Here is a 22,554-nt window from a genome sequence, read left to right as displayed (position 1 = left end):
GACTATGCTCGACACCAATCAATGGGGTACCTGGGTACAGTATTTGGATATGGACGTTGGATAGATAATGGCACCTATCTATCGACACTTCGAGTGAGAATTCTTTCTAAGAACTCAGAGAAGAACTAGGTAGTTATTTTTGAAGATGTGACTACCGCCTGGGTGAAAGTGGAAGAACCTTCTTCTGTTTCTTAGCTGCAGTGCGTTAGCCATTGTTAGAGGAGGTAAGAGAAGGGTGTTTGATTGTATAGGGCAATCTTATGTTTCTCCTATCTTTTTTTAGTTTTTCCTTGATTTTTATTCCTCAGTACTTTTGTCAATGGGAGAAGCAGCATTTAGTAGCTAGTTACAAATGTCGTAAGCAGACGGGGAATTAGACCCGTATAGATTAAATTAAGGATAATTTTGAGCATGGAGGGGATGAACTCTCCTGTTTGGGGGGGCTCCCACTCCTCCTTGACAAATTAAGGATGTCTACCTACTTAGTAGGCACGGTATCACAAAGACTACGACAGATTGAGTTTTATGAAATTGCTGCTGTTCATTGCTTAAGCTTGGATTGGGGCGATCGCAGGACAGTTTTTGTTCGCCCTGAAAATCGCAGGACAGTTTTTGTTCGCCCTGAAAAAAGGTTTGGAACTGCTTCAAGACCCCCCTGGAACAGAATGGCAATGCAGTTTAACTTCGCAGTTTAACTTAATTTCACCAGTGGTTGCGCCTGTGGTTCCGTTGATCGTCATCCCAATACATACTGTAAATTAAACAAAAATTAATTCGCTGGTGTTTGAAGCAACAGATAATCTGGTTCTACCTAAGCGAGAAAATGAGTCGAACAGGGCATTCCAACCGTCTTGAAAGGCAGGTACAGTGGGTAATGCCTGGGAGGAGGATGCCAGTGTGGTTGCAATGACTGAACATAGAATTGTTCCAACTATTCATATAATTGTTCCAACTATTCATTGTTCCAACTATTCATAGCCATGCGTTTCTACTGTCTCTATCGTTAACCTGCTTTGAAATAACCACGCCTTTCTCAGGTAGGATGCTGGCGGACAATGAATCCCGATTTCATTGAGGAGGGAACCGTGCTATCAGCCTTGCGTAAGCGATTCAGCAACTTTCGCCAAATTGGAGCCGACTCCCTACGCCGGCAACAACTCCAGCAAGAACTGCTGGCCGAATCGACGCTTGACCCATCCTATCTGGTTTTAATTGTGGGTTCCTGTGCGATCGCAACCTTTGGCCTGCTAGCCAACAGTGCAGCAGTTATTATTGGCGCCATGATTATTGCCCCCCTGATGCTGCCCATTCGGGGACTAGCCTTTGGGGCATTAGAAGGGGATGTTGTTCTGGTTCGCCGGGGGGGGATTGCGATTGGGGTTGGAACCTTACTAGCAATCGTCATTGCCTGGGGGATCGGGAGACTGGTTGGGATCCCCGGCTTCGATACTGAAGTGCTGGCGCGGTCAGAACCAACACTACTGGACCTCGGCATTGCTGTTGCAGCGGGTGGAATTAGTGGCTACGCCAAGGTTCAACCGAAGGTTTCCGGTAGTTTGGCAGGAACTGCGATCGCCGTTGCGCTAATGCCTCCGATCTGTGTCATTGGGTTAGGGCTTTCCCAGGCGAATTGGTCCTTGAGTTTAGGAGCTACCTTGCTTTATTTAACTAACCTGCTGGGGATCACTCTGTCTTGTATGCTGACCTTCTTGTTGGCAGGTTATACATCATTTCGTCGAGCTCGCAAAGCCCTCACCTGGGCACTGGCATTCACATCGATTTTACTGATTCCCCTGGGGCTGAGTTTTGCCCGTTTGGTCAGGCAAGCCCAATTAGAAACAAGTCTGCAACAGGCGCTCCTCAATCGCACCATCACCTTCCAACGATTGGAGTTGCTAAGCAGTCAAACAAACTGGCTGACAGATCCACCCGAAGTTCGCCTCAACGTTCGAGCAAAGGAAGCAATTACACCCCGGCAGGTAGAACTGCTAGAGCAATTTATTCAACGGGAGATTGGACAACCCTTCACCCTGATTTTCCTGGTGGGCCAGGTACAGGAAATTCGACGAGATAGCCCTATGTCAGAAAATGAATGAGCTTTTTCAAACTTTTACTGAACAACAGTCGTTCCAATAGCGGCGGATGCTCTTTGAAATCCACCCCGCGGCTGAAGCGCCCAGCCGAGGAAAGAGAGAACAAGAATAAAGCCAATAATTGCAACGGCTGATTGAACGAAGAGAGAAAATTCAGAATGCCGGTCCACAACATGACCTCCTTGGTTGAGTAGCAACCCATTGGCTATGACGTTGAGTGAATGCCCTTGGGTTCCTATAGTTTTCATCATCTAAGGTTTCCCTCATTCCGGAGGTGATAAGTAAGTAAAAATCCGGTGAGTTCTGCCCTGGTTTTTCGTGAGTTGGATCCTTTTTGGATTTGATCTGCAAGTTTTTGGATTTGATCTGCAAGGGTAATAATCATGATTCCAATCACAGCCCAACCAAACCCAGGGCATTATTCATGGAAACCGACCTGGGCAACACTGTGAAATTGCGGAATTTATCGAGTGACAGCGTCCTGAAGTTCACCCGGTCTTACGGTCAAATCCTGAGTCTGGTTCCCTCGCTGCACAGTAATGTTCAAAGACTGACCGATTTTGCTCTTTTCAACCACATCCTGTAACTGCTCCGCTGTTTTAACGGTTCGTCCTCCAATGCGGGTAATCACGTCCCCCTGGCGTAAACCAGCAGCAGCAGCAGGACTGTTGGGGATCACCTGTACAATCAGCACACCCTCCGTGTCAGGAAGATTGGCTGGAGCGTTGGGATCGGCTTTCAGTTGTTCTGCCAGGTCAGGGGTGAGGGTCAGCATACGGATACCAAGGTAGGGATGCTGAACTTTTTCGCCCCTAACTAGAGTGTCTTTGATGGCTTTGGCTGTGTCAATTGGGATAGCAAAACCAATTCCCTGAGCATCGGGACGAATGGCGGTGTTAATCCCAATCACCTCACCGCGATCGCTCACCAGCGGCCCCCCAGAATTGCCCGGATTAATTGCCGCGTCGGTTTGAATAAAGTCCAGTCGCTTGTCGGGAATGCCCACCTGAGCACTGGAGCGGTTGAGCGTGCTAACAATGCCGAGCGTCACAGTATTGTCTAAACCCAGAGGGTTGCCAACGGCGATCGCCCAATCACCCACCTGCACATCACTAGAATTGCCCAATGGTGCTACCGGCAAATTCTTGCCGTCAATCTTGACAATGGCCAGGTCCGACGGTTCATCCATACCCCGCACCTTACCCTTGAACTTACGTCCATCCTTCAGGGTGACAGTCACCGTATCGGCTCCACTTACCACATGGGCATTGGTCACAATCACCCCATTAGGGTCAATGATGAACCCAGAGCCTTCACCCCGCTGACGAAACTCCCTCGGTTGACTGGGAAAGGGATCATAGCCAAAGAAGTCGCGGAAGAAGGGATCACTAAAGAAGGGAACCGGATTGGCTGAAATAGTTCGCTCCGTATCAATTCGTACAACGGCTGGACCCACCCGCCGAATTGCCGCTGCCACAAAACTGCTGGGAGAAGCCTGAACGGCTGTTTGAGCTGCTATCTCCTGTACCTGGTTAGATGCAGGCGGCAGGGCAGGCAACAATCCCGGAAAAATTCGTAGTGTCAGTAAAGTCAGGGCAATGCTGGAAAGGATTACAGCCAGGTAAGTACCCAATTGGCGCAGAGGCGAAACTCGTGGTTCAGAGTCAGAAAAAGACATGGCGATGTCTCCAGGTAGTCATTCAATCTTGGGTGCCATTAATCACTCATCTGCATATATCAAGCACCCAGCTCGTTTTTCATTCTAGAAATACTGTTGCAAAAGTGCTTTGCTTGCCAGTATTCGGAAAACCGTAACAAATCCCGTTACTAGAGTGATGACTTGACTGACAAAACTCTGAATCGGATATGCCTCACTCATGCTGCTCTCTCAGCACTGTGATTCTTGTTATTCCCACCGCTGAGGGAGTCTTTTTTATTTTTATCGACTTCTCAAACACCCTCTAATACTTCAGACTAAGGATAAAGACCGAATTGGCAGGATACGCTGCTAGCTATGTAGTAATCCTATCTGGCTGTAAAGGGCCTTATCATTAAGATCACTAATATTAGTATGATCACTAAGCTTAGGATAGGTGCAGGAGTGGAATTCCCGACCAGGAACGAGGCCTCTAAGCTTTCTTTAAACCCAATGTCCTAGACAACCTGACGATAGTTACATCCAGCATGAAAACCTTTCCCAACTCTCATTTCACAAAGGATTCAGGACTGCTATAGATGATTTATAGATGGTTTGTAGCCAGTTTGAGCAGAGGAGGTTACCAATGACTCTTTGGAAACAATGGTTAATTTTGTTTTTGTCGCTAGTAGGAATTTGGGTTCTCGCCAGTTGGTTGGTTTAATATCTTTTGCCTGCCACTATTGCCCATTCCCTATGCCTGCAAAAGAGAATCCTCGACGGGTTGGGCGCGTTTCGGCAGTTTGCACTTGAAACTGAACCTGATCGGTCTTGTTGCCGCTCTTGACCTGGAGGGTCCAACTGCCTGCCTGAGGAGCCCAAAAGACTGAACTGGACGTCTGGTTAGCAATTTTTTTTCCGTTTAAGCGCCATTCCACCGGATCAGTTCCTGGATTGACCAGCTTGAACTCCAACCGTTGGGAAGCCGTTTTTGATTGGACAGACTCTTTGTCTAGTAAGAAAAAATCTCCGTTGCGGGGCGACACAATCCTGAAGTCAAATCCTGAGTCGGTTGGCGGTTGCATCGCCATCCACTCATTATATTCTGCTGGCAACTTCAGTTGGTACTGGCGTTTTCCATTGGAACTGGTGGTGACGGAATAGAACGGGTCGGGTTGGCGATTATACTCATCCAAATCAGCCTGTGCAAAATACTCCTGAACCACGGAAGGACAACCAGGAGTCGGGCGGGCACCGGAGATGGCGCAAATGGGTCGCTTGACCATCCCGGACGGAGGTGAAAATGGTTGCGGTTCCTGGGTTTCATGTAAGTGCAGCATGATTCGATGCCACAGGGGAGCAGCACCGGTTACCCCAGACACTTGTTGCATTGGCGAACCATCAAAATTTCCAACCCACGTTGCCACGGTGTAATCCGTTGTAAAGCCGACAGTCCATGTGTCACGAAAGTCTGAAGATGTTCCAGTTTTCACTGCAGCAGGAAAGGGAAGACTCAGCAGAGATTCAACACCAAAGGCCCTGGCACGGGCATGGCGATCGCTCAGCATATCCGTAACCAGTGCCCAGGTCGAAGGCGAACGGATAGATGCAACATGGCTGAATCTGACCTCCGGGCTCCTGACCCCCTTCAACGTTATCCCCTGCCCCTGCTTTGCCATCATCAGGTATGCCCTTGCCAATTCCCACAGACTGACCTCACCACTGCCCAGAGCCAGGCCCAAACCATAATGATCAGGAGAATGGGTGAGATGCTCAAAGCCAAGTTGGTGCAAGCGCTCCAGAAAAACTTTGACGCCTACTCTTTCCAAAATCCTGACGGCTGGAACATTGAGAGAATTTGCCAGTGCAAGGCGCACACGCACCGGTCCCTGGAATGTTTCGCTGTAATCGGAGGGAGTATACAACTGTGCACCAGGGATAGCGTAACGAGTTGGGACATCGGCCAGGATGCTATTCGGACGAATCACCTGCTTTTCTAAAGCCAGTTGATAAAGGAACGGCTTGAGCGTTGAACCCGGTTGCCGCAATGCCTGAACCCCATCATTCCGTCCCATCTGGGCATCGGCAAAGTAGTCAGGAGATCCGACGTAGGCCAGTATCTCGCCTGTATGGTTGTCTAGCACTAAGGCCGCCGCATGCTGCACATTATTGGCCGCCAGAGTGCGAATCACCTGTTGCACCTGGGTTTCCACAAATTGCTGGAGGGGACGGTCAAGTGTGGTTTGTACCTGAGCGGGATGGTCTGCAAGCTGACCGGCTAGCCAAAATAGAAAGTGGGGAGCCGCCACAATCCCCTGTTGACGGGGCTGGAGAGAAACAGCTTCATTCGCCGCCCAATTTGCTTCGGACTGGGTGATATAGCCGTCTTTAATCATCCGGTTCAAAACATACGCCTGACGCTTCTTCAGGGCTTGCCAATGATTGTAAGGAGCGAGTTGGTTGGGGTCATTGGGAATGGCGGCCAGCAGACTGGCTTGAGACAGATTCAAATCTTTGGCGGGAACCCCAAAGTAGATGCGGGCAGCGGCTTCCACTCCGTAAATGTTGCCCCCCATGGGTAATCGGTTAATATACGCCTGAAGAATTTCATCTTTAGACATTCCAGCCGTCAGTCGCCAGGAAGTCCAAATTTCCTTGAATTTGCCGGGAAGGTCGCGGGGAGATGGATCAATCATGCGGGCCAGTTGCATAGTAATGGTGGAGGCACCACTCACCACTTGACGGGCTTGCATGGCTTCCAGCAAAGCGCGGGCGATCGCTTTTCCATCCAGTGCCCCATGCTGATAAAACCGCTGATCCTCAGCGGCAATGATGGCATGAATAAAGTGAGGAGAAATTTGCTCCAGGGACACCGACATCGTATGTTCCTGGTCGCGGGTTAGCACTGTACCCAACAACAACCCATTGCGATCAGTAAATTCGATCGCCATCTGTTCCTGCACCAGATCATTAGCTCGAATTGGAGCCAAATTGGGCAGCGATCGCCCCAGTAACAACACCAGAAAGACCAGCAGCAGTCCCTTTAGCCACCACCTACTGTTGCGCCAGCGAACTTGCAGCCTACGACAGAGTAAAGTCGATCGTTGTTTGAATAGCCCCCATTGCGATTGCCACCGATACTGCCCCATTTTGAACTTCTCAAAGTAGGTAGCCATCATTAATTGTAAATGGGGGAGTGGGGGCTGTGCCCCCACTCCCTCTCTAATTCCAATGTCTTAACGCACCCGCGTAGAGCTATAGATGAGTGGATGGGAGGATGGGGGGATTGCTTTTTACATCCAGGGCTCCATTACACCCCCACTCGCCTACTCCTGCCCCTCTCCCCTCCTGGCTCCTGACTCCTGGCTTCTCTTTCTTCTTTCTTCTTTCTTCTTTCTTCCTTCTTTCTGACCTTGCTGAATTTGGGTATGAAATAGGTACTGTATGCTCGAAACTTCGTTTCGATTCATACTGCTTTTCAGCAACGCATTTTGGATACTGTTGATAAGTAGCTTACGTATCAGCCAACAGTTAAAACGAAAAACCGTAAATCCATACGTCCCAATTCACTTGCTCCTTGAGAACTGCATACTGGCGATTTGTGTGTCTACTCCAAGGTATAGGAGGAGCCTGAAGCAGTTGTGTACATCAACGCAGTTGGAATCAAGGAGCGAAATCAAGTCCGCACTGGCACAGGGCATAAATTTTACCTGGCCCTCGCCCCTCTTCTCGTCGGGTTATCAACCTGATAAATTTGGGCAACCTAGAAAAAATTGTTCGCCGAAAAACGCTCACCTTTCACAATCCGGGGTTGCTACTTTGTTCTGTCACCTTGTGCCAAACGAATCTAATCTGCAATTTACACCTCCCACCCTGAGTGAAGGAAGCAATCACGCATTGCATTTGGAGTCTACGCTTCAAGATTTGCCCCTGTACCATTTTCAAATTGAGCTGAGCTGTCTGGGGTGCGAACTTGCCCAGGTGTTTGAGCAAAATCCTTTACTACCGGCTGCTGTTCTGGTGAATCGGGGAAAGTTTGTGGGAATGCTTTCTCGGCGGCGGTTGCTGGAGGCACTGATTCGTCCCCATGGGATTAAGTTCTTCTTGAAAGAGTCTTTGCAGGTTCTATATAGCTATGTGCGGAGTGAAATTTTGCAGTTACCGGGAACCACTCCAATCCTGGCGGCTGCTCATCAGGCATTACGGCGATCGCCCGAACTCCTGAGCGAACCTATCCTGGTAAAAATAAAGCCTCACTCTTACTACCTGCTGGATACTCATGCCCTCAATATCGCCTACTGGCAAATTCGCGGTATTGAAACCCAGGTCAGGTATGAACGAACTCAGGCACAGATGATCCAGAGCGACAAAATGGCAAACCTGGGGCGTCTGGTCGATGGGGTGGCTCACGAAATTTTGGACCCTGTTAGCTTCATTTGGGGCAATTTAAGCCATGTAATGGAATACAGCAAGAACTTACTGCAATTGCTGGATGCTTATGAGAAGCACTTGCCCAATCCACCCGTTGAACTCCGACATCTCAGAGAGGAGTTAGAAGTCGATTACCTGCGCCAGGATCTGCCGCAAACCATTGAAAGCATTCGTTCTGGGGCTGATCGCCTGTCAAAATTAGCAACCAGTCTGCAAAACTTTTGCCACATTGATGAGGTCTACCCCAAACCTGCAAATCTGCACGAATTGATTGACAGCATTGTTCTGTTGCTCAAAAGCCGCCTCACCAGTGAGATTCAAATTGTCAGAAACTATGGACATTTACCTCCAGTGCCCTGTTATGCGGGGCAGCTTAACCAGGTGTTTATGAACATTTTGAGCAATGCAATCAACGCTTTGCTGAATGAAGCGGTCAGCCAGCAGATTGATCTCGATTTCAAAACTATGCAAAATGGTGGCTCCCATGCTCCATCGTTCAAGCCCACAATCGCGATCACAACCCAGGTTCGTTTCTTAGAAGGTTCTGGCAGCGGAACTTCTCGCTGGGTCTCCATTTGTATCGCAGATAATGGACCTGGATTGTCACCCAAAGCCCAAAAGCAAATTCTAGACTCATTCTCTGTCAAGAAACGGGCAGAGAAGGAAACCAGCCTGGCAGTGAGTTACCAGATCGTGACAGCAAAACACGGAGGTAAGCTGGAGGTGCGATCGCGCCATGCCACCACATCAGGCACAGGCACAGAATTTGAGATTCTACTACCACTTCACTAGTACAGCACTTCACTAATACAGCACGGCGGGAATACGGATACCATTCTGGCTCCCTCCGACTCCCCACTCCCCAACCTAAGGGTTGCTGGACTGATGTCATCGTCCACCAGTTATAGCTGTCGCCAGGTTGCTTAGGACATTGGTTTTAAGGGGATACGGAGACTTCGCCCCCAACCAGGGGTTCCAGAGCCTGGTGGCGATCGCTATAATGGTGGCGAAGCTCGGCGGGGAATAAATTAACGAATTTGACCAACCAAATTAGGTTGCGTACCCCGATCGCAGTCGCAGCAAGCCCGACGATCAATACCAGCACCAGGGTCAGGCGATCAGTTTGCATGGATCAGGCAACCACAAAATTGACCAGCTTGCCGGGAACGACAATCACCTTTTTAATTACTTTCCCCTCAATGTACTTTTGAGCAATCTCCGACTCGCGGGCAAACTGCTCCAGCTCTTCCTGACTCAATTGGGCGGAGGCTTGCAGGGCTCCCCGGGTCTTGCCATTGATTTGAATGACGAGCGTAATTTCATCGGCAACCAGAGCTGCCGGGTCTACCTTTAACCAGGATTGGCTATGCACAGAGCCAACCTGACCCAAATTATGCCATAGTTCTTCGGCAATGTGGGGCGCAAACGGAGCCAGCAAGATCAACAGCACCTTAATGCCTTCCGCATAGACTGGCGAATCCTTACAGGGAGCATCGGTCAACGCATTACTCAGCTTCATCAGCTCCGATACGGCGGTGTTGAACTGGTAGTCACCATCCAGATCTTCAGTAACCGCTTTGATAGCCGTATGAATCGCCCGCCGCAAGTCTTTTTCTGGTTTACTCAGTTCTACTTTCTGACTCCCGCCTCCTGACTTCTGACTTCTGACTCCCGCCTCCTGACTCCTGGCTCCTGACTCCTGTCCTCCAAATTCGTTCACCAATCGCCAGACCCGGTTCAAGAACCGAAACTGCCCTTCCACATCGGCTTCATCCCATTCCAGATCCTTTTCAGGGGGAGCTTTGAACAAAATGAACATACGGGCCGTGTCAGCTCCATACTTGCTCACCACGTCCCCCGGAGCAACCCCGTTATATTTGGATTTAGACATTTTTTCGTAGACCACTTCCAGGCGTTCGCCTGTTTCGGGATCAACAGGATTGCTCAAATCAGCAATATTCATTGGCAACACATACTTTCCGGTGCGTGGATTCTTGTAAGTTTTGCCCTGCACCATTCCCTGAGTCAGCAACCGCTCAAAAGGTTCATCAAAGTTGAGCAAGCCGCGATCGCGCAGCACTTTGGTGAAAAAGCGTGAGTATAGCAGGTGCAAAATGGCATGTTCAATACCACCCACATACTGATCTACGGGCATCCAATCATTCGTTTTCTTTGGATCAAATGCCTGTTGTTCGTTCCTGGCATCGGGATAGCGCAAGAAATACCACGATGAGCAGATGAAGGTATCCATCGTGTCCGTTTCCCGCTTTGCGGGAGTGCCACAGGTCGGGCAGGGAACATTTATCCAGGAGTCTAACTTTGCCAACGGTGAAGGTCCCCGTCCAGAGAACTCAACTTCCTCTGGCAAGCGCACGGGCAAATCTTCATCAGGAACTGGCACCGCACCGCATTTGGGGCAGTGAATGATGGGAATTGGGGCTCCCCAGTAACGCTGGCGGGAAATCAACCAGTCACGCAGACGATAGTTGGCTGTTCCCTTGCCCTTACTGTTCTTTTCTAACCAGGCAACCGCCGCTTCAACGCTCTGCCCTTTTTCCTTTCCGGCAGGTACCCCGTCCAGAGGGCCAGAGTTAACCATCACCCCTTCTCCTGGATAGGCTTCTGTCATGGTAGCGGCATCCAGCGTTTGGTCTTTGGGTTGCACCACCACTTTGATCGGCAACTGGAATGTTCTGGCAAACTCAAAGTCACGCTGGTCATGGGCAGGTACGGCCATAATTGCGCCCGTACCATAGTCCATCAAAACGTAATCCGCAATCCAGATAGGAATCTTTTCATCATTTACTGGATTGATAGCATAGCTACCCGTCCAGACGCCGGTTTTTTCTCGCCCTTCGGCGGTGCGATCAATCTCGCTTTTGGCAGCCGCTTCTTTCTGATAGGTTTTGATGGCTTTTGCTTGTTTGGGTTTGGTCAGCTTTTCCACCAGGGGATGCTCTGGCGACAGCACCATGAAAGTCGCTCCCCAGAGTGTATCGGGACGGGTGGTAAAAACGAGCAGCTCATCACCAGTCTCCGTTTTGAAGGTGACTTGCGCTCCAGTGGACTTCCCAATCCAGTTTGCCTGCATCAAACGGACTTTTTCGGGCCAGCCGCTGAGCTTGTCCAAGTCGTTCAACAACTGCTCGGCGTAATCCGTAATCTTCAAGAACCACTGGCGCAACTGCTTGCGTTCAACTTTGGCACCAGATCGCCACGACCGGCCTTCACTATCCACCTGCTCATTGGCTAACACGGTCTGGTCGATCGGATCCCAGTTGACCGTCGCCTCCTTCTGATAGGCCAGACCCGCTTTGAAAAACTGGAGAAAGATCCACTGCGTCCACTTGTAGTAATCAGGCGCACAGGTGGTCACCTCCCGTTCCCAGTCGAAAGAGATGCCCAACTGGTCAAGCTGTTGCCGCATCTGGGCAATGTTCTGGTAGGTCCAATCTGCCGGGGGAATGCCCCTCTCAATGGCAGCGTTTTCGGCAGGCAAGCCAAAGGCATCCCAGCCCATTGGATTCAGCACCCGGTAGCCCTGCATCCGGCGCACTCGTGCAATCACATCCACAATCGTATAAACGCGGACGTGTCCCATGTGCAGGTTGCCCGATGGATAGGGAAACATGGACAGTGCATAAAACTTGGGTTTACCAGCATCTTCCAGGGTCTTGTATAAACCTTGCTCAGCCCAGGTCTTCTGCCACTTTTCCTCAATCTCAGCGGGGATATAACGGGATTCCACGAATCGAACTCCTGCAACGGGTTGCCTAACTTATTCTAAAAGGTGGATGGTAATCGGGTTTAGTTATGCCCATCTCATCTGGAAAGGGAGCATAGTACATATACTACAAGATGGATGCCGCCTTTCCTGATATCACGGGACTAGTACAGCACGGCGAGAATACGGATACCATTCTGGCTCCTTCCTACTCTCCCCACTTCCCAACCCAATGGTTACTGGACTTATGCTATCGTCCACCAGTGTTTGCAACACTAGGGGCTAGTAGTCTGCCAGGCAGATTTTGAAAAGTTTGCAACCCTTCAAAACCCCCTAAATTGGTTTTTCCGGGTTTAGATAATCAGGCAAAGTTCCTTTGGTGAACCATTAGCGGCTGAAGAGTGGTTTATGCATTTGAAACCGACTGTAACCAGCAGGCGATCGCAAACATGATGTACTCCAAAAAGAACAATTTCCAGATGAACTGATAGAAGCGGCTAATTGAACCTTTGTCTTTTAGATTGACCCAAAAACTACGCAACCAGAGGAGTGAAAGGACAATTAAATGAGTGGTGATCAGGAAGGGAATATGGACATCCGGTAGTCCCCTAATTCCAGCCAGAACCATGCCTGCATAACAAACGGTCAAGACCCAGCGGGATAAATCAAATACCGCTTTTTGTCCCAGTTTCAGGGTCAATGTAGAGATGTTGTACTGGCGATCGCCTTCCGCATCCGGCATGTCTTTGAAGATGGCGATCGCAAACGTAAACACCAACACAAACAACGTCAGTGCCCAGACATTGGGAGGAATCGCCTCTCCCTGGCTGAAGTGCAAAAACAACCCCAGGTTAACAATCACTCCCCGCACTGTGAAGATACACAGCGATGCCCAGAAAGGAAATCGTTTCAGGCGAATGGGGGGTAGAGAGTAAGCCGTTCCAATCAGCAGGCTGCTGCTGACCATTACCAGCAGGTAAGGTCCCTGAAGCAAGGAGAGGGCGATTGCCAGAACACCGGTCACCCAAACAATGAACTGCCCTTCCCAACGGGAAAACTCTCCTGAGGCTAACGGTAGATGGGGCTTATTGATCCGGTCGATCCCCACATCTTCTAGCTGATTCAGCCCGACGATGTAGATGTTGCCACACAAACAGGCAAAAAGAGTAATAAACAGTGAAGTTAAAGAAAGCGCACTGGAAGCAGTGGCATCAGAGAAAGTGCGAGCTAGAACAATGAAATACAGCCCAAATACGCTCAGGGTCGTGCCAATTACCGTATGGGCACGGGAGAATTTCCAAAAAGCGTAGAACCAGGGAAATCGACGTTGTAGCCAGGAGATTCGGACAGGTTTCGCTGAAAAACTGGCAGGTTTAGAAGCAATCCGGCTCATGGGCAAAAAATCAGACTCTAGCCCTGGACTTTACACTATTGTTCGTCATTGGCATATCTCCCCTGGGAGGAAAGATATAGCCTTGCATTTTGGTTAGGACAAGGGGGTGTGGGGGCACTGCCTTCATAGCAGGGGTGAAATTCCTGCCCGCATCACAATCCAAACGCTTACTGCTATCCATAGAAAGCTTTAGCGAGTGGCGCAGAGTAGACCAAATCGAATCAGCCCTCGCTGGTAGCCCCGCCGCATCAAACCCAGTGATAACGCCGCCTGAATCGTCATCCAGCCTGAGCGGAGCAGCCCAATCAAAGCCTTGGGCGTGAAGGCAGAGTCAATCACCACATCCCAAAATGGGGCAACTGCGGTAGACCAGTCAGCCGTGCGAATATTTTGGAAGCCACAGGAGCGAGCGATCGCCTCATACTGAGGTAAGGAAATCACGTAGGGTAAACAATACACCCGGTAGATGTCTTCCAGATGCTTGCGCTCATTTGCAGTCAGAGGTTGTTCATCCGTAGGGCGATGGCACCAGGTCACCAGCAAAAATGTGCCTCCCGGTTGCAAAACCCGATAGCACTCCTGAAGAAATTTCACTTTGTCGGGCATGTGTTCACCACTTTCCAGCGACCAGATCAGGTCGAAGGACTGGTCTGCAAAAGGCAGGTTGAGTGCATCAGCGACTTGAAATTGGGCGATCGCCCTTTTCTGAGGGCACTCAGGGGGAAAAGTTGTCCGGCAAGCTGACGAAACTCTGCCCCGATCTTCCCCCTCTTCTGAACGGCTCCTCTCCTCATCACTTCCAGCCATCCCTGCTGCCTGTGCCCGTTCCTGTGCCCGGTTTGCCTGCACAGGGCTGAGGGTAATTCCAGTTGCACAAGCTTTAAACTTATTTGCCAGGTAAAGAGTACTGCCCCCAATGCCACATCCAACATCCAAAATCTGGCTTGCTTCCTGAATCTTTGCCCAAGCCAGCAGTTCCTCGATCAGATCGATTTGTGCTTGACGACGGTCTTTCTTCTGCTTCCCATCGGCTCCATAGTAGCCGTGGTGCATATGCTCCCCCCAAATCTGCTCCCACAGCGCAGAAGACGCATCGTAAAATTGTTGAATCTGTCGGTTTAAGGTCAGGGTCATGGATAATGTCTTCGTCTACGGTACTTTGAAGCCAGGAGAAAGAAATTACTGGGTGTGTGCCAGGGATGTGGTGTCAGTGCGCCCGGCAATCGCTCCCGGTTATCTCTATGCCCTGCCCTTTGGCTACCCGGCAATGACCATTGGTTCAGGAACTGTCCGTGGCTTCCTGCTCTCTCTCGACAATCCACAATGTCTCACTCGACTGGATGAATTTGAACAGCATGACCCTAGCGAATTTCGTCGCTATAAACCTGATCTGATTTTCGCCGAGAATCAGTACGAACGCAAACAGATTGAAGTTATGGAGCTAAATCAAAACCGCCAGGTTTCCCATGACGGCTCTAATGAACAATTCAAGTTCCAAACCATCGGCTCAGGACGGGTTGATAGGGGCTCTCCCCATAAAAATCTGCACAGCACAACTCTTAGAACCGCCTGGGCCTATTTAATGACTACCGAGCAGGTGGTGCAGCTCGGAGGTGTTCCTTTGCCAGACGGAGAGTGGAATCCCCAAAAGCAAAAAGCGGCCTTTAGCGCACATTCTCAGAGCTAGGATTTCTATCAGTTCCATTCTCATTATCAGAAGATACAGGCTGCGCTACAGGAGCCTTGGGAATCGTGACTAGAGGACGATCAAGGGCAATTAGCAACGGTTCATTAGATGCCGTTGGCGACTGAGGAGCTTCAATCTGCTCAGGTGATTTTGCCACCTGTGGAATCAGCGGATTTTCGGTAGAGAAGAGGGTTGCCATTGCACCAACAAAGAGGGCTGCGATCGCCGCTCCACCCCATACCAGCGACAGCCTGGGGCGGCGCTCAACCTGAGCAAATACTCTTTCCACCGTTTCTTCTGCCGAGCACTTAGAGGCAGGAACGGGCATTGACTGGAAGGCCTGCCGCAGGTTGAGCAAACGGCTGTGAAGGCGCTGCATGCTGGAGTCGGTTGCCAGCCATTCTTCAACTTGCTTCCGCTCTGCTGCAGTCACTTCGCCATCCAGATAGGCACTCAGCAATTCAAAACGATCTCGCGGCATAGTATTCAGGGAACCAGAAGTATGCTGATTCATGGCAGAGGGCAGGTTGTTACTGTTGTGTGAGTTAAGGTTGTGAGTCATCTCATCATCACTTCCACGGATAGGGACTGCACCCGACATCTAAATTAACAAGCAAACCAGATTTGTAACGAGACCAGAAACTTTCTTAAGCAAGACTACAGACTATGTAGCATCAGAAACCCATAAGCTGTCAATCTGCCTTTCAAATCAAATATCGTATCAATGATCATCCAAATAAGTCTGTAGCTGAGACTGCAAGCGAAAGCGGGCTCTAGCAATTCTAGACTTTACTGTTCCCAGGGAAACCCCCGTTAGCTCAGCAATTTCTTCATAAGCCATCCCCTGAATTTCTCGCATGACAATGGTGGTTCGAAATACCTCCGGAAGATCCGCGATCGCCTCCCGCAGTTGGTCATAAAACTCTCGCGTTGCCATATCCTCATCAGGTCCTGGGGTAGTCGAAGCGATCTCCCAGTCCATCTCGCCATCATCCACCGAAAGGGGAGCATCCAGCGATAGGGGAGGAGCATTCCGCTTCCGCTTCCGCAGTTCGTCGTAAAACAAATTCGTTGCAATTCGGCTCAGCCAACCTCGAAACTTTTCCGGTTCATTCAAGCGTCGAATGTTCCGGTAAACCCGAATCCAAACCTCCTGTACCAGATCGGCGCGATCGGACCAGTCAGGAGCCAGGTGGTAAAGGACTTTTTCAACGTGAGGCTGGTGGCGTCGTACCAGTTCTGCAAACGCAGCTTTTTCTGGACGATGCGCAGCCTGACATCGCAACACAAGGTCGTAGTTCGAGAGCTTTTCGGCTTGCACGGGCACTTGGGCGGGGGTTGCCTCAACCGTTGACCAGGATACAGGAAGAGACTGGGTCATGGATGAATCTGCTCTAAAACACTCTTCCCCTCAAGACTCCAGTATCCAGACAAAAGTTCCCACGATTTGAGTCAAAAAGATTGATGGCAGTTTTCAAAATAAAAATTACCAGGTGATCGATGATTTCTGAATAAGGGCGAATGGCTGCTCGCCCGTACAGAGGTAAAGATTTTTTTAGAAATCCCCTCAGTTCTAAAACTGGAGGATAAAATAGCGAGCCTCCATCATAGCGCAGACAGCTCGTGTAGTTTTGAGGCGGCTTCAGGAGCTACGAGTACGAAATTACTTCTACCTCATCTGGAAAATAAACCCCTCGATTACCCTGACTCCCTGCTATCATTGGTGACACTGTACGCAGTTCATTGTGGCTACTTATCTGTCCAATACTCTCGCAACTTGGAGTGGAGCACCCAGCCAAAATTTAGTGAGTAACGGCTGATGTGCCGAGTTAGAACGCAGACCAACAAACAGACTCAACGAGAATGTGATTGCAGCAGCTAACAATAACTTCTCTAACATTACAACTACTCCCAATCTTAATTCCAATCCAGGACTCTACTCAGTCAGAATCTAAATGCCTTGATTTAAGATGAAAGTTTCTTTAGGATTATTTGGCAGAAGCACCCTTCCCAGATCTAATTACAGAGCACCATCTGGCAATTCCAGATTTAGATTTCGGAATTCCAACCCATTTTTTGATCGCTGAGGCATTCTGAAGCTGCCCAATAGCATTGAGAAAATGATCAGGGTTAAATTAAGGTTTTGGTAATTGCTCAGCTAGGTTGACAAGTTTGAAACTCTTGCAGAGTAGGGATTTCAGTAGTAGTCAAATACACCTAGTTCTAGACAGTTAACGAAGAAATAGGGGCTTCAGCCCCTTCTCTAACGCTTCAATTCTCAATAGACTCACATATTGGGAATTCCTAAATAACCTTCTAGATAATGGTTTTGAGCGACTAGATAACGGTTTTGAGCGAGGAAGAGGGTGGTTGAGCAATACTACTTAAGATTTGCAGCTAGGTGAATGATTTAGAGTATTGCTCCAATTAATCCACCCCCCTTTGTGAGCTTAAAGTTTAACCTTAAAAGATGGCTAAATACCTTTTATAGCGGTAGTCATTGTGGTTAGGGCGGGGTGCAGGGGTTCCACCCCTGGCTGGGGGCGAAGCCCCCACTCCCTCTCTAATTCCAATGTCCTAACGCAACTGTGTAGAGCCATAACAGATTAATATTGATAAGATGGGTTTGCCTTTTTAAGATTGCCTGTTTAATTTAGTTAATCTGCAATGGCAGCAATAGTAAGAGATGAAACTATACCTCGTAGCTTGATGTTCCTGTTTCTAGGAGCCTCTTTAGTGCTGCTAGTTATTCAGTGGCGTGCAGGAGCTGAGAATTCTAGGTATAGAGCAGAAGATGGCCTGACTCGTAAATCAGTTAATGAACAGTTGGTTCGCCAAAAGGTTGCTGCCGTTAAAATTACTGAGCCACTAAAGGTTCCTGATGCCCAGAGTGTAACCGCGAGATCTCAACTCCCAGCGGACAAAGTTCAGGCAGTGAATTCTACGGATGGTGTGGAAGAGGGGCCTAATCTGGTGGTCGACCTGAGCGATCGCCGCGTCTATCTTTATCAAGGCAAAAAGCTGAAAACAAGCTATCCCCTGGCCATTGGACAGGAGGGTTGGGAGACACCTACTGGCTCCTTTGAAGTGATAGAGATGCAGAAAGACCCGAAGTGGCTGCATCCAATTACCAAAGAGGTGGTGCTTCCCGGAGCAAATAATCCTCTTGGTAAACGCTGGATCGGCTTCTGGTCAGATGGAAAAACTCACCTTGGCTTTCACGGCACTAACCAGGAAGATTTGATTGGTCAGGCCGTCTCCCATGGCTGTTTGCGGATGCGCAATAAGGACGTGATTGCACTGTACGATCAGGTGTCGGAAGGAACGCCTGTGAAAGTACGGCAGTAGTGAAATAGCAGAGAGGAAGAAGGTGAGAGGAGCGAGGCAAAAACTCAAAACTCCCGGCCTTCCCGCTCCCTCGCTCCCCTACTCCCTCACCCATCCACTCATTCCACCCTTACCTGTCTAACTAGCTGGCCCTGCCTGAGCTTCAAAGCTGGGGGCATAAGCCTGTAGCAGAGCGCTGATCTGGGTAAGAATTTCGTCTCCAGAATTTTTGCCGAGAGCCTGACGTTCAGGGAAGAATTCGGGACGATCCAGGTTACGGGCGATCGCTTCGCCTACCTGTTGGGCGATCAGCCCTTGTAATTCTTCCTTTGCGCGCTGACGTTGATAATTAGCTCCTTCCTCCGTGGTGGCATAGAGAGGGGGGAGGCGGTTGAGTGCATAGGCTGCGATATCGCCCAGATCTAAGGTGCGATCACTGGTAGCTTCAATCTCAGCGACACGGTTGATCGCCTCCGTTAATACCAACTCTTCCATTACATTAATAAATTGCTTGCGGGGAATTGCCACCACCTCGCCAGTTAGCAAAGCTCCCATCAATCGATCCAGAGCCATGTACTCTTCCATGGAAAGCTCTGAAGCTGTATCGCAAATCCGCCCCACCTCTGCTTCCATCGCTGGAGTCAGGTAGCCATCCTGTAAAGCCTGCTCCACGATTTTCTCAATACTCATAGTGCCTCCATACTCCACAGCCATTTGTTTGGATGGGTCGCCTTGATTAATGTTGCCCTAGATTAAACTCGCTGCAACACCTTAACAAAAAGCTTACACAAAACATTATTCAACCCCCTTCGTCCGCCAGGGGGCAGGGTCTACAGAAAGACCATTGACGTATAATCCCCAGTGGAGATGGGGTCCGGTTGCCGCTCCGGTTGCTCCAACGGCGCCAATGACCTGTCCCGCCTTTACAAAATCCCCCTGCTTGACTGTAATCCGGCTGAGATGGAGATAGGCGCTGGTGACACCGTGGCCATGGTCAAGCCCTACGATATTTCCGTTCACCCGAAAGCCATCCTTCTCATACCCCACTAGGACAACCCGTCCCGCCGCTGGCGCAATCACCGGAGAACCATATGCCCCGGCGTAATCTACCCCACGGTGGTAGTAGTCGTTGGCAAATATCCCGTTGTAGTAGCGGCGAATGCCATAGACCCCCGTGATCGGCCCCTGGTTAGGTTGCAGGAAGGGACCATTCCAGAATTTTTGGGGAGTAATCAATTGCTTAAACGCATTCACCCGGTTGTACTCCGCATCCGAAATGTCGCCATCTTTGCCGGGGGGAAGCCAGATGGATTGAGTTGGAAAGCTGCGCCCCTTCAGCTGTACTTTCATGTTGCTAACCTCCCCCCCCCCTTCAATGCGGATCAGCATAATTCCTGGCTTATCCAGTGGAGTCGTGGCGATCAGTGCCCGAAACCGATTGGGACCGATGAGGAAGGTCTGGTAGGTGCGATCGCCCATCCTCACCACCGGAGTCATGTTTGTCTCCAGGTTGTCGTATTGGGCAATGATTGAGAGAGTATCGCCCAGGCGGGGAGCGGAGGGGGTGATTTTGACCTGCAATGCTTTTGCCACATTTGCTAACGCCCATATCCAGGCAGTGGCAGACAAACCCATTGGGGTGGCGATCGTCACAATGGAGCGAATCGCAGAGATCAAATTCAGTTCCATCCAGGGATTGTGATTGGTTTGAGCTGGAGTAGCCATAGGTATCTGTTCCTGTTTCTGGCAGTACAGGATAGCGCCAGATCACTCCAGTTTTCATGTTCTTTACTAAATCCTCGACGAAGTGACCAAAGATTCTGACCCAAAGCCCCCGGAAGCCGCGAAAAGTTTGTATTCTGAAGTTTATAGAGAGTAATACTTCTTTAATTTTTATACTCCTGTGCAAGAAGATTTCAGGTTAATTGTTGATTTAGTGTCTGTACTCGCCGCTGCCGCTGCCGGAGGGCTTCTGGCAGCCTTATTGCGACAGCCTATCTTACTGGGGTACCTGCTAGCGGGTATGGTTGTCGGTCCAACCGGGCTGGGGTTAATCAAAGAGCTCATTCAGGTCGAAACATTGGCCCAGTTTGGGGTCGCGTTTTTACTGTTTGCCCTGGGGGTAGAGTTTTCGTTTTCCGAACTCAAGAAAGTTAAGAGGATTAGCCTGGGTGGGGGTGGACTACAGATTGCTCTAACGATTTTGGTGACAACGCTGGCATCCCTGGGGATGGGGTGGGTGACTTCTCCCGCGCAGGGAGTGTTTCTGGGAGCCATTTTGTCGCTTTCGTCTACGGCAGTTGTGCTCAAATGCTTGATGGAGCGGAATGAGACTGACACTCCCCATGGACAGGTGATGCTGGGAATGCTGGTTGTGCAAGACCTGGCATTGGGGCTGATGCTGGCAGTACTACCGGCCTTAGACAAGCCGCCGGAGGAGATTGGCCTGGCGGTGGGTTGGGCACTTTTGCAGACTGGGTTGTTTGCCCTGGGAGCGGTAGCGGCTGGAATTTGGTTGATTCCGCCCTTGTTGCGCATGCTGGCAAGAACAGAAAGCCGAGAACTCTTTTTGCTGGGAGTGGTAGCGCTCTGTCTGGGAATTGCGCTGCTGACGGAGCACATGGGGCTTTCGATTGAAATGGGGGCGTTTGTAGCCGGGTTGATGATCTCGGAGGTGGAGTATTCTGACCAGACACTCACCTACGTAGAACCGCTGCGAGACATTTTTGCATCCCTGTTTTTTGCGGCGATCGGGATGCTGATTGACCCGGTGTTTCTCTGGAATAACCTGGAGCTAATTCTGGGGCTGGTGGCACTGGTATTTATCGGTAAGTTTTTGATTGTCACCCCTCTGGTCATGCTGTTCCGCTATCCGTTGAGAACTGCCCTGGTTGCAGGTTTAGGGTTAGCTCAGATCGGTGAATTTTCGTTTGTCCTGGCCAGCGAAGGGCAGTTTTTGGGGTTGGTTTCCCGGCGAGTCTATTTACTTATTCTGGGTACCACTGCTGTCACACTGGTGCTGACTCCATTTGTTTTGCGGTTGATCCCCCAGTTATTTGCCTGGGCGGAGTCCCTTCCCTGGTTGAAATCCTATCTGGATCGAAGTGATAAACCGTTAGAGGCGGCTGAAGAGTTGCCTTCTCAAAACCATGTGGTTGTTTGTGGTTACGGGCGAGTGGGTCAAAATATTGTACGGCTTTTGCGGGATCACAACTATCCCGTGATTGTAATTGACCAATCAGAGCGCCGCGTTCAAGAGTTGCGGGAAGCGGGAATTCCTTACATCTATGGAAATGCGGCTAGTCTTCATGTTCTGGAGAAAGCTGGAGTGAAGACGGCGCAGGGGATGGCGATCGCCCTGCCGGATTCCATGAGTACCCGCCTTTGCCTCAAACGTTCTCTGGAACTGACTCCTGACCTGGACGTAGTGGTAAGGGCAAACCAGGATAAGGATATTGAGTTGCTTTACCAATTGGGTGCCAAAGAAGTAGTACAACCTGAATTTGAAGCCAGTCTGGAGCTTTCATCCCACCTGCTGACCGGAATTGGTCTACCGTTACCAGTGATTCAACGGGAGGTGCAGCAAATTCGCAGTTCCCACTATTCGGAATTGCGGGCTGAGCGGCCTTCCTATCAGGTATCGCGGGAGTTGAAGGTAGCGAGCCAGGAAATGAATAGCCGGTGGTATTCACTGCCGGAAAACTCGCCCATGGTTGGGATGACGCTGGAGGAAACGAACCTGCGCCGTCTGACGGGGGTCAGTTTGATGGCAATCCGGCGAGAAAACGGAGAAGAGGTAGACTATCCCAACGGCAAAACGGTGCTGGAAAAGGGTGATCGCCTTCTATTAATCGGCGCATCGGATGAACTGACGGCCTTTGATGAACTTGCCAAAGGAGAGGCCGCAGTCCCGACGGAAAACGCTTCCTGTCAGTGGTTGCTGGTGCCGGAAAATAGCCCCGTAGTTGGCAAAACTCTGGCCGAGCTGCACATTCGGCGGCAGTTTGGTGTACTGGTACAGGCGATTCGGCGAGAGGGCAAATTCATCAGTTATCCCGATGGCAAGAGTGAGCTACAGGCGGGCGATCGCTTGCTGCTCTGCGGCGGCTTTTACTCCCTCAGCCAGGCAAGTCGCTGGATTGCTCCCGATCCTCAACCTTCAACCGTTCTTCCGCTTCCAATTACGACCGTAAGTGTAAGCGAAGCTTTACGGGACTATTTGCCAACGGATAAACCGTTGGAATTTTAGAAAAGGATGGGAAT

At 50.1% G+C, this 22,554-nt stretch carries 16 protein-coding genes; 5 read left to right on the top strand and 11 right to left on the bottom strand.

Annotated features, from left to right (window positions below; translation table 11 throughout):
* The first annotated feature begins 1,085 nt into the window (after positions 1 to 1,085).
* The gene (locus P4D80_RS01915) at positions 1,086 to 2,096 is read left to right on the top strand and encodes a DUF389 domain-containing protein (RefSeq protein WP_421657167.1); all 1,011 of its coding nucleotides are present in this window, start codon (positions 1,086 to 1,088) and stop codon (positions 2,094 to 2,096) included.
* A 14-nt stretch (positions 2,097 to 2,110) separates the two neighbouring features.
* Here P4D80_RS01915 and P4D80_RS01910 read toward each other — a convergent pair whose 3' ends face one another.
* From P4D80_RS01910 to pbpC, 3 genes are all read right to left on the bottom strand, one after another.
* A complete protein-coding gene (locus P4D80_RS01910) occupies positions 2,111 to 2,263 on the bottom strand; it encodes a hypothetical protein (protein WP_421657166.1) in 153 nt (50 codons plus the stop codon).
* Positions 2,264 to 2,556: 293 nt separating this feature from the next.
* Positions 2,557 to 3,771 (bottom strand): HhoA/HhoB/HtrA family serine endopeptidase, encoded by a 1,215-nt coding sequence (locus P4D80_RS01905; RefSeq protein ID WP_421657165.1) that lies wholly within the window; start codon positions 3,769 to 3,771, stop codon positions 2,557 to 2,559.
* A gap of 698 nt (positions 3,772 to 4,469) precedes the next feature.
* The gene (pbpC, locus tag P4D80_RS01900) at positions 4,470 to 6,908 is read right to left on the bottom strand and encodes a penicillin-binding protein 1C (RefSeq protein ID WP_421657164.1); all 2,439 of its coding nucleotides are present in this window, start codon (positions 6,906 to 6,908) and stop codon (positions 4,470 to 4,472) included.
* Positions 6,909 to 7,563: 655 nt separating this feature from the next.
* Between pbpC and P4D80_RS01895 the strand changes: the two genes are divergently transcribed.
* Positions 7,564 to 8,952, top strand: coding sequence for a sensor histidine kinase (locus P4D80_RS01895; protein ID WP_421657163.1), 1,389 nt, complete (start codon positions 7,564 to 7,566; stop codon positions 8,950 to 8,952).
* A gap of 145 nt (positions 8,953 to 9,097) precedes the next feature.
* On the opposite strand, the gene P4D80_RS01890 is transcribed toward P4D80_RS01895, so the two are convergent.
* The 4 genes from P4D80_RS01890 to P4D80_RS01875 all read right to left on the bottom strand — a co-directional run bounded on the left by P4D80_RS01890 (position 9,098) and on the right by P4D80_RS01875 (position 14,411).
* Entirely contained in the window at positions 9,098 to 9,289 is a 192-nt protein-coding gene (locus tag P4D80_RS01890) for a hypothetical protein (protein ID WP_421657162.1), read from the bottom strand.
* A gap of 3 nt (positions 9,290 to 9,292) precedes the next feature.
* The gene (gene leuS / locus P4D80_RS01885; protein WP_421657161.1) at positions 9,293 to 11,908 is read right to left on the bottom strand and encodes a leucine--tRNA ligase; all 2,616 of its coding nucleotides are present in this window, start codon (positions 11,906 to 11,908) and stop codon (positions 9,293 to 9,295) included.
* Positions 11,909 to 12,290: 382 nt separating this feature from the next.
* On the bottom strand, positions 12,291 to 13,277 hold the full coding sequence (locus tag P4D80_RS01880; RefSeq protein ID WP_421657160.1) for a homogentisate phytyltransferase: 987 nt from the start codon (positions 13,275 to 13,277) through the stop codon (positions 12,291 to 12,293).
* Positions 13,278 to 13,466: 189 nt separating this feature from the next.
* Positions 13,467 to 14,411, bottom strand: coding sequence for a methyltransferase domain-containing protein (locus P4D80_RS01875; RefSeq protein ID WP_421657159.1), 945 nt, complete (start codon positions 14,409 to 14,411; stop codon positions 13,467 to 13,469).
* On the opposite strand from P4D80_RS01875, the gene P4D80_RS01870 reads away from it, so the two are divergent.
* Positions 14,410 to 14,964, top strand: coding sequence for a gamma-glutamylcyclotransferase family protein (locus P4D80_RS01870; protein ID WP_421657158.1), 555 nt, complete (start codon positions 14,410 to 14,412; stop codon positions 14,962 to 14,964). The two genes, P4D80_RS01875 and P4D80_RS01870, sit on opposite strands and share 2 nt — an antisense overlap.
* Here the strand turns inward: P4D80_RS01870 and P4D80_RS01865 are convergent.
* Positions 14,942 to 15,445, bottom strand: a complete 504-nt coding sequence (locus P4D80_RS01865) for an anti-sigma factor family protein (protein WP_421657157.1) — start codon at positions 15,443 to 15,445, stop codon at positions 14,942 to 14,944. The genes P4D80_RS01870 and P4D80_RS01865 overlap by 23 nt on opposite strands.
* Positions 15,446 to 15,685: 240 nt before the next feature.
* Positions 15,686 to 16,345 (bottom strand): sigma-70 family RNA polymerase sigma factor, encoded by a 660-nt coding sequence (locus P4D80_RS01860; protein ID WP_421657156.1) that lies wholly within the window; start codon positions 16,343 to 16,345, stop codon positions 15,686 to 15,688.
* Between the two features lie 1,355 nt (positions 16,346 to 17,700).
* Here P4D80_RS01860 and P4D80_RS01855 point away from each other — a divergent pair.
* Positions 17,701 to 18,312, top strand: a complete 612-nt coding sequence (locus tag P4D80_RS01855) for a L,D-transpeptidase (protein WP_421657155.1) — start codon at positions 17,701 to 17,703, stop codon at positions 18,310 to 18,312.
* A 117-nt stretch (positions 18,313 to 18,429) separates the two neighbouring features.
* Here P4D80_RS01855 and P4D80_RS01850 read toward each other — a convergent pair whose 3' ends face one another.
* Complete coding sequence (locus P4D80_RS01850) at positions 18,430 to 18,981, bottom strand: late competence development ComFB family protein (RefSeq protein ID WP_421657154.1); 552 nt, start codon at positions 18,979 to 18,981, stop codon at positions 18,430 to 18,432.
* A gap of 105 nt (positions 18,982 to 19,086) precedes the next feature.
* Positions 19,087 to 20,016: a M23 family metallopeptidase gene (locus P4D80_RS01845; RefSeq protein WP_421657153.1), complete on the bottom strand. Its 930-nt coding sequence runs from the start codon at positions 20,014 to 20,016 to the stop codon at positions 19,087 to 19,089.
* 178 nt (positions 20,017 to 20,194) lie between these two features.
* On the opposite strand from P4D80_RS01845, the gene P4D80_RS01840 reads away from it, so the two are divergent.
* Positions 20,195 to 22,540, top strand: coding sequence for a cation:proton antiporter (locus tag P4D80_RS01840; protein WP_421657152.1), 2,346 nt, complete (start codon positions 20,195 to 20,197; stop codon positions 22,538 to 22,540).
* Positions 22,541 to 22,554 lie beyond the last annotated feature (14 nt).

The sequence above is a fragment of the Leptothermofonsia sp. ETS-13 genome (assembly GCF_049200465.1).
In the GTDB taxonomy this organism is placed as follows: domain Bacteria; phylum Cyanobacteriota; class Cyanobacteriia; order Leptolyngbyales; family Leptolyngbyaceae; genus Leptothermofonsia.
This window is presented reverse-complemented; position numbering and strand designations above follow the sequence as displayed.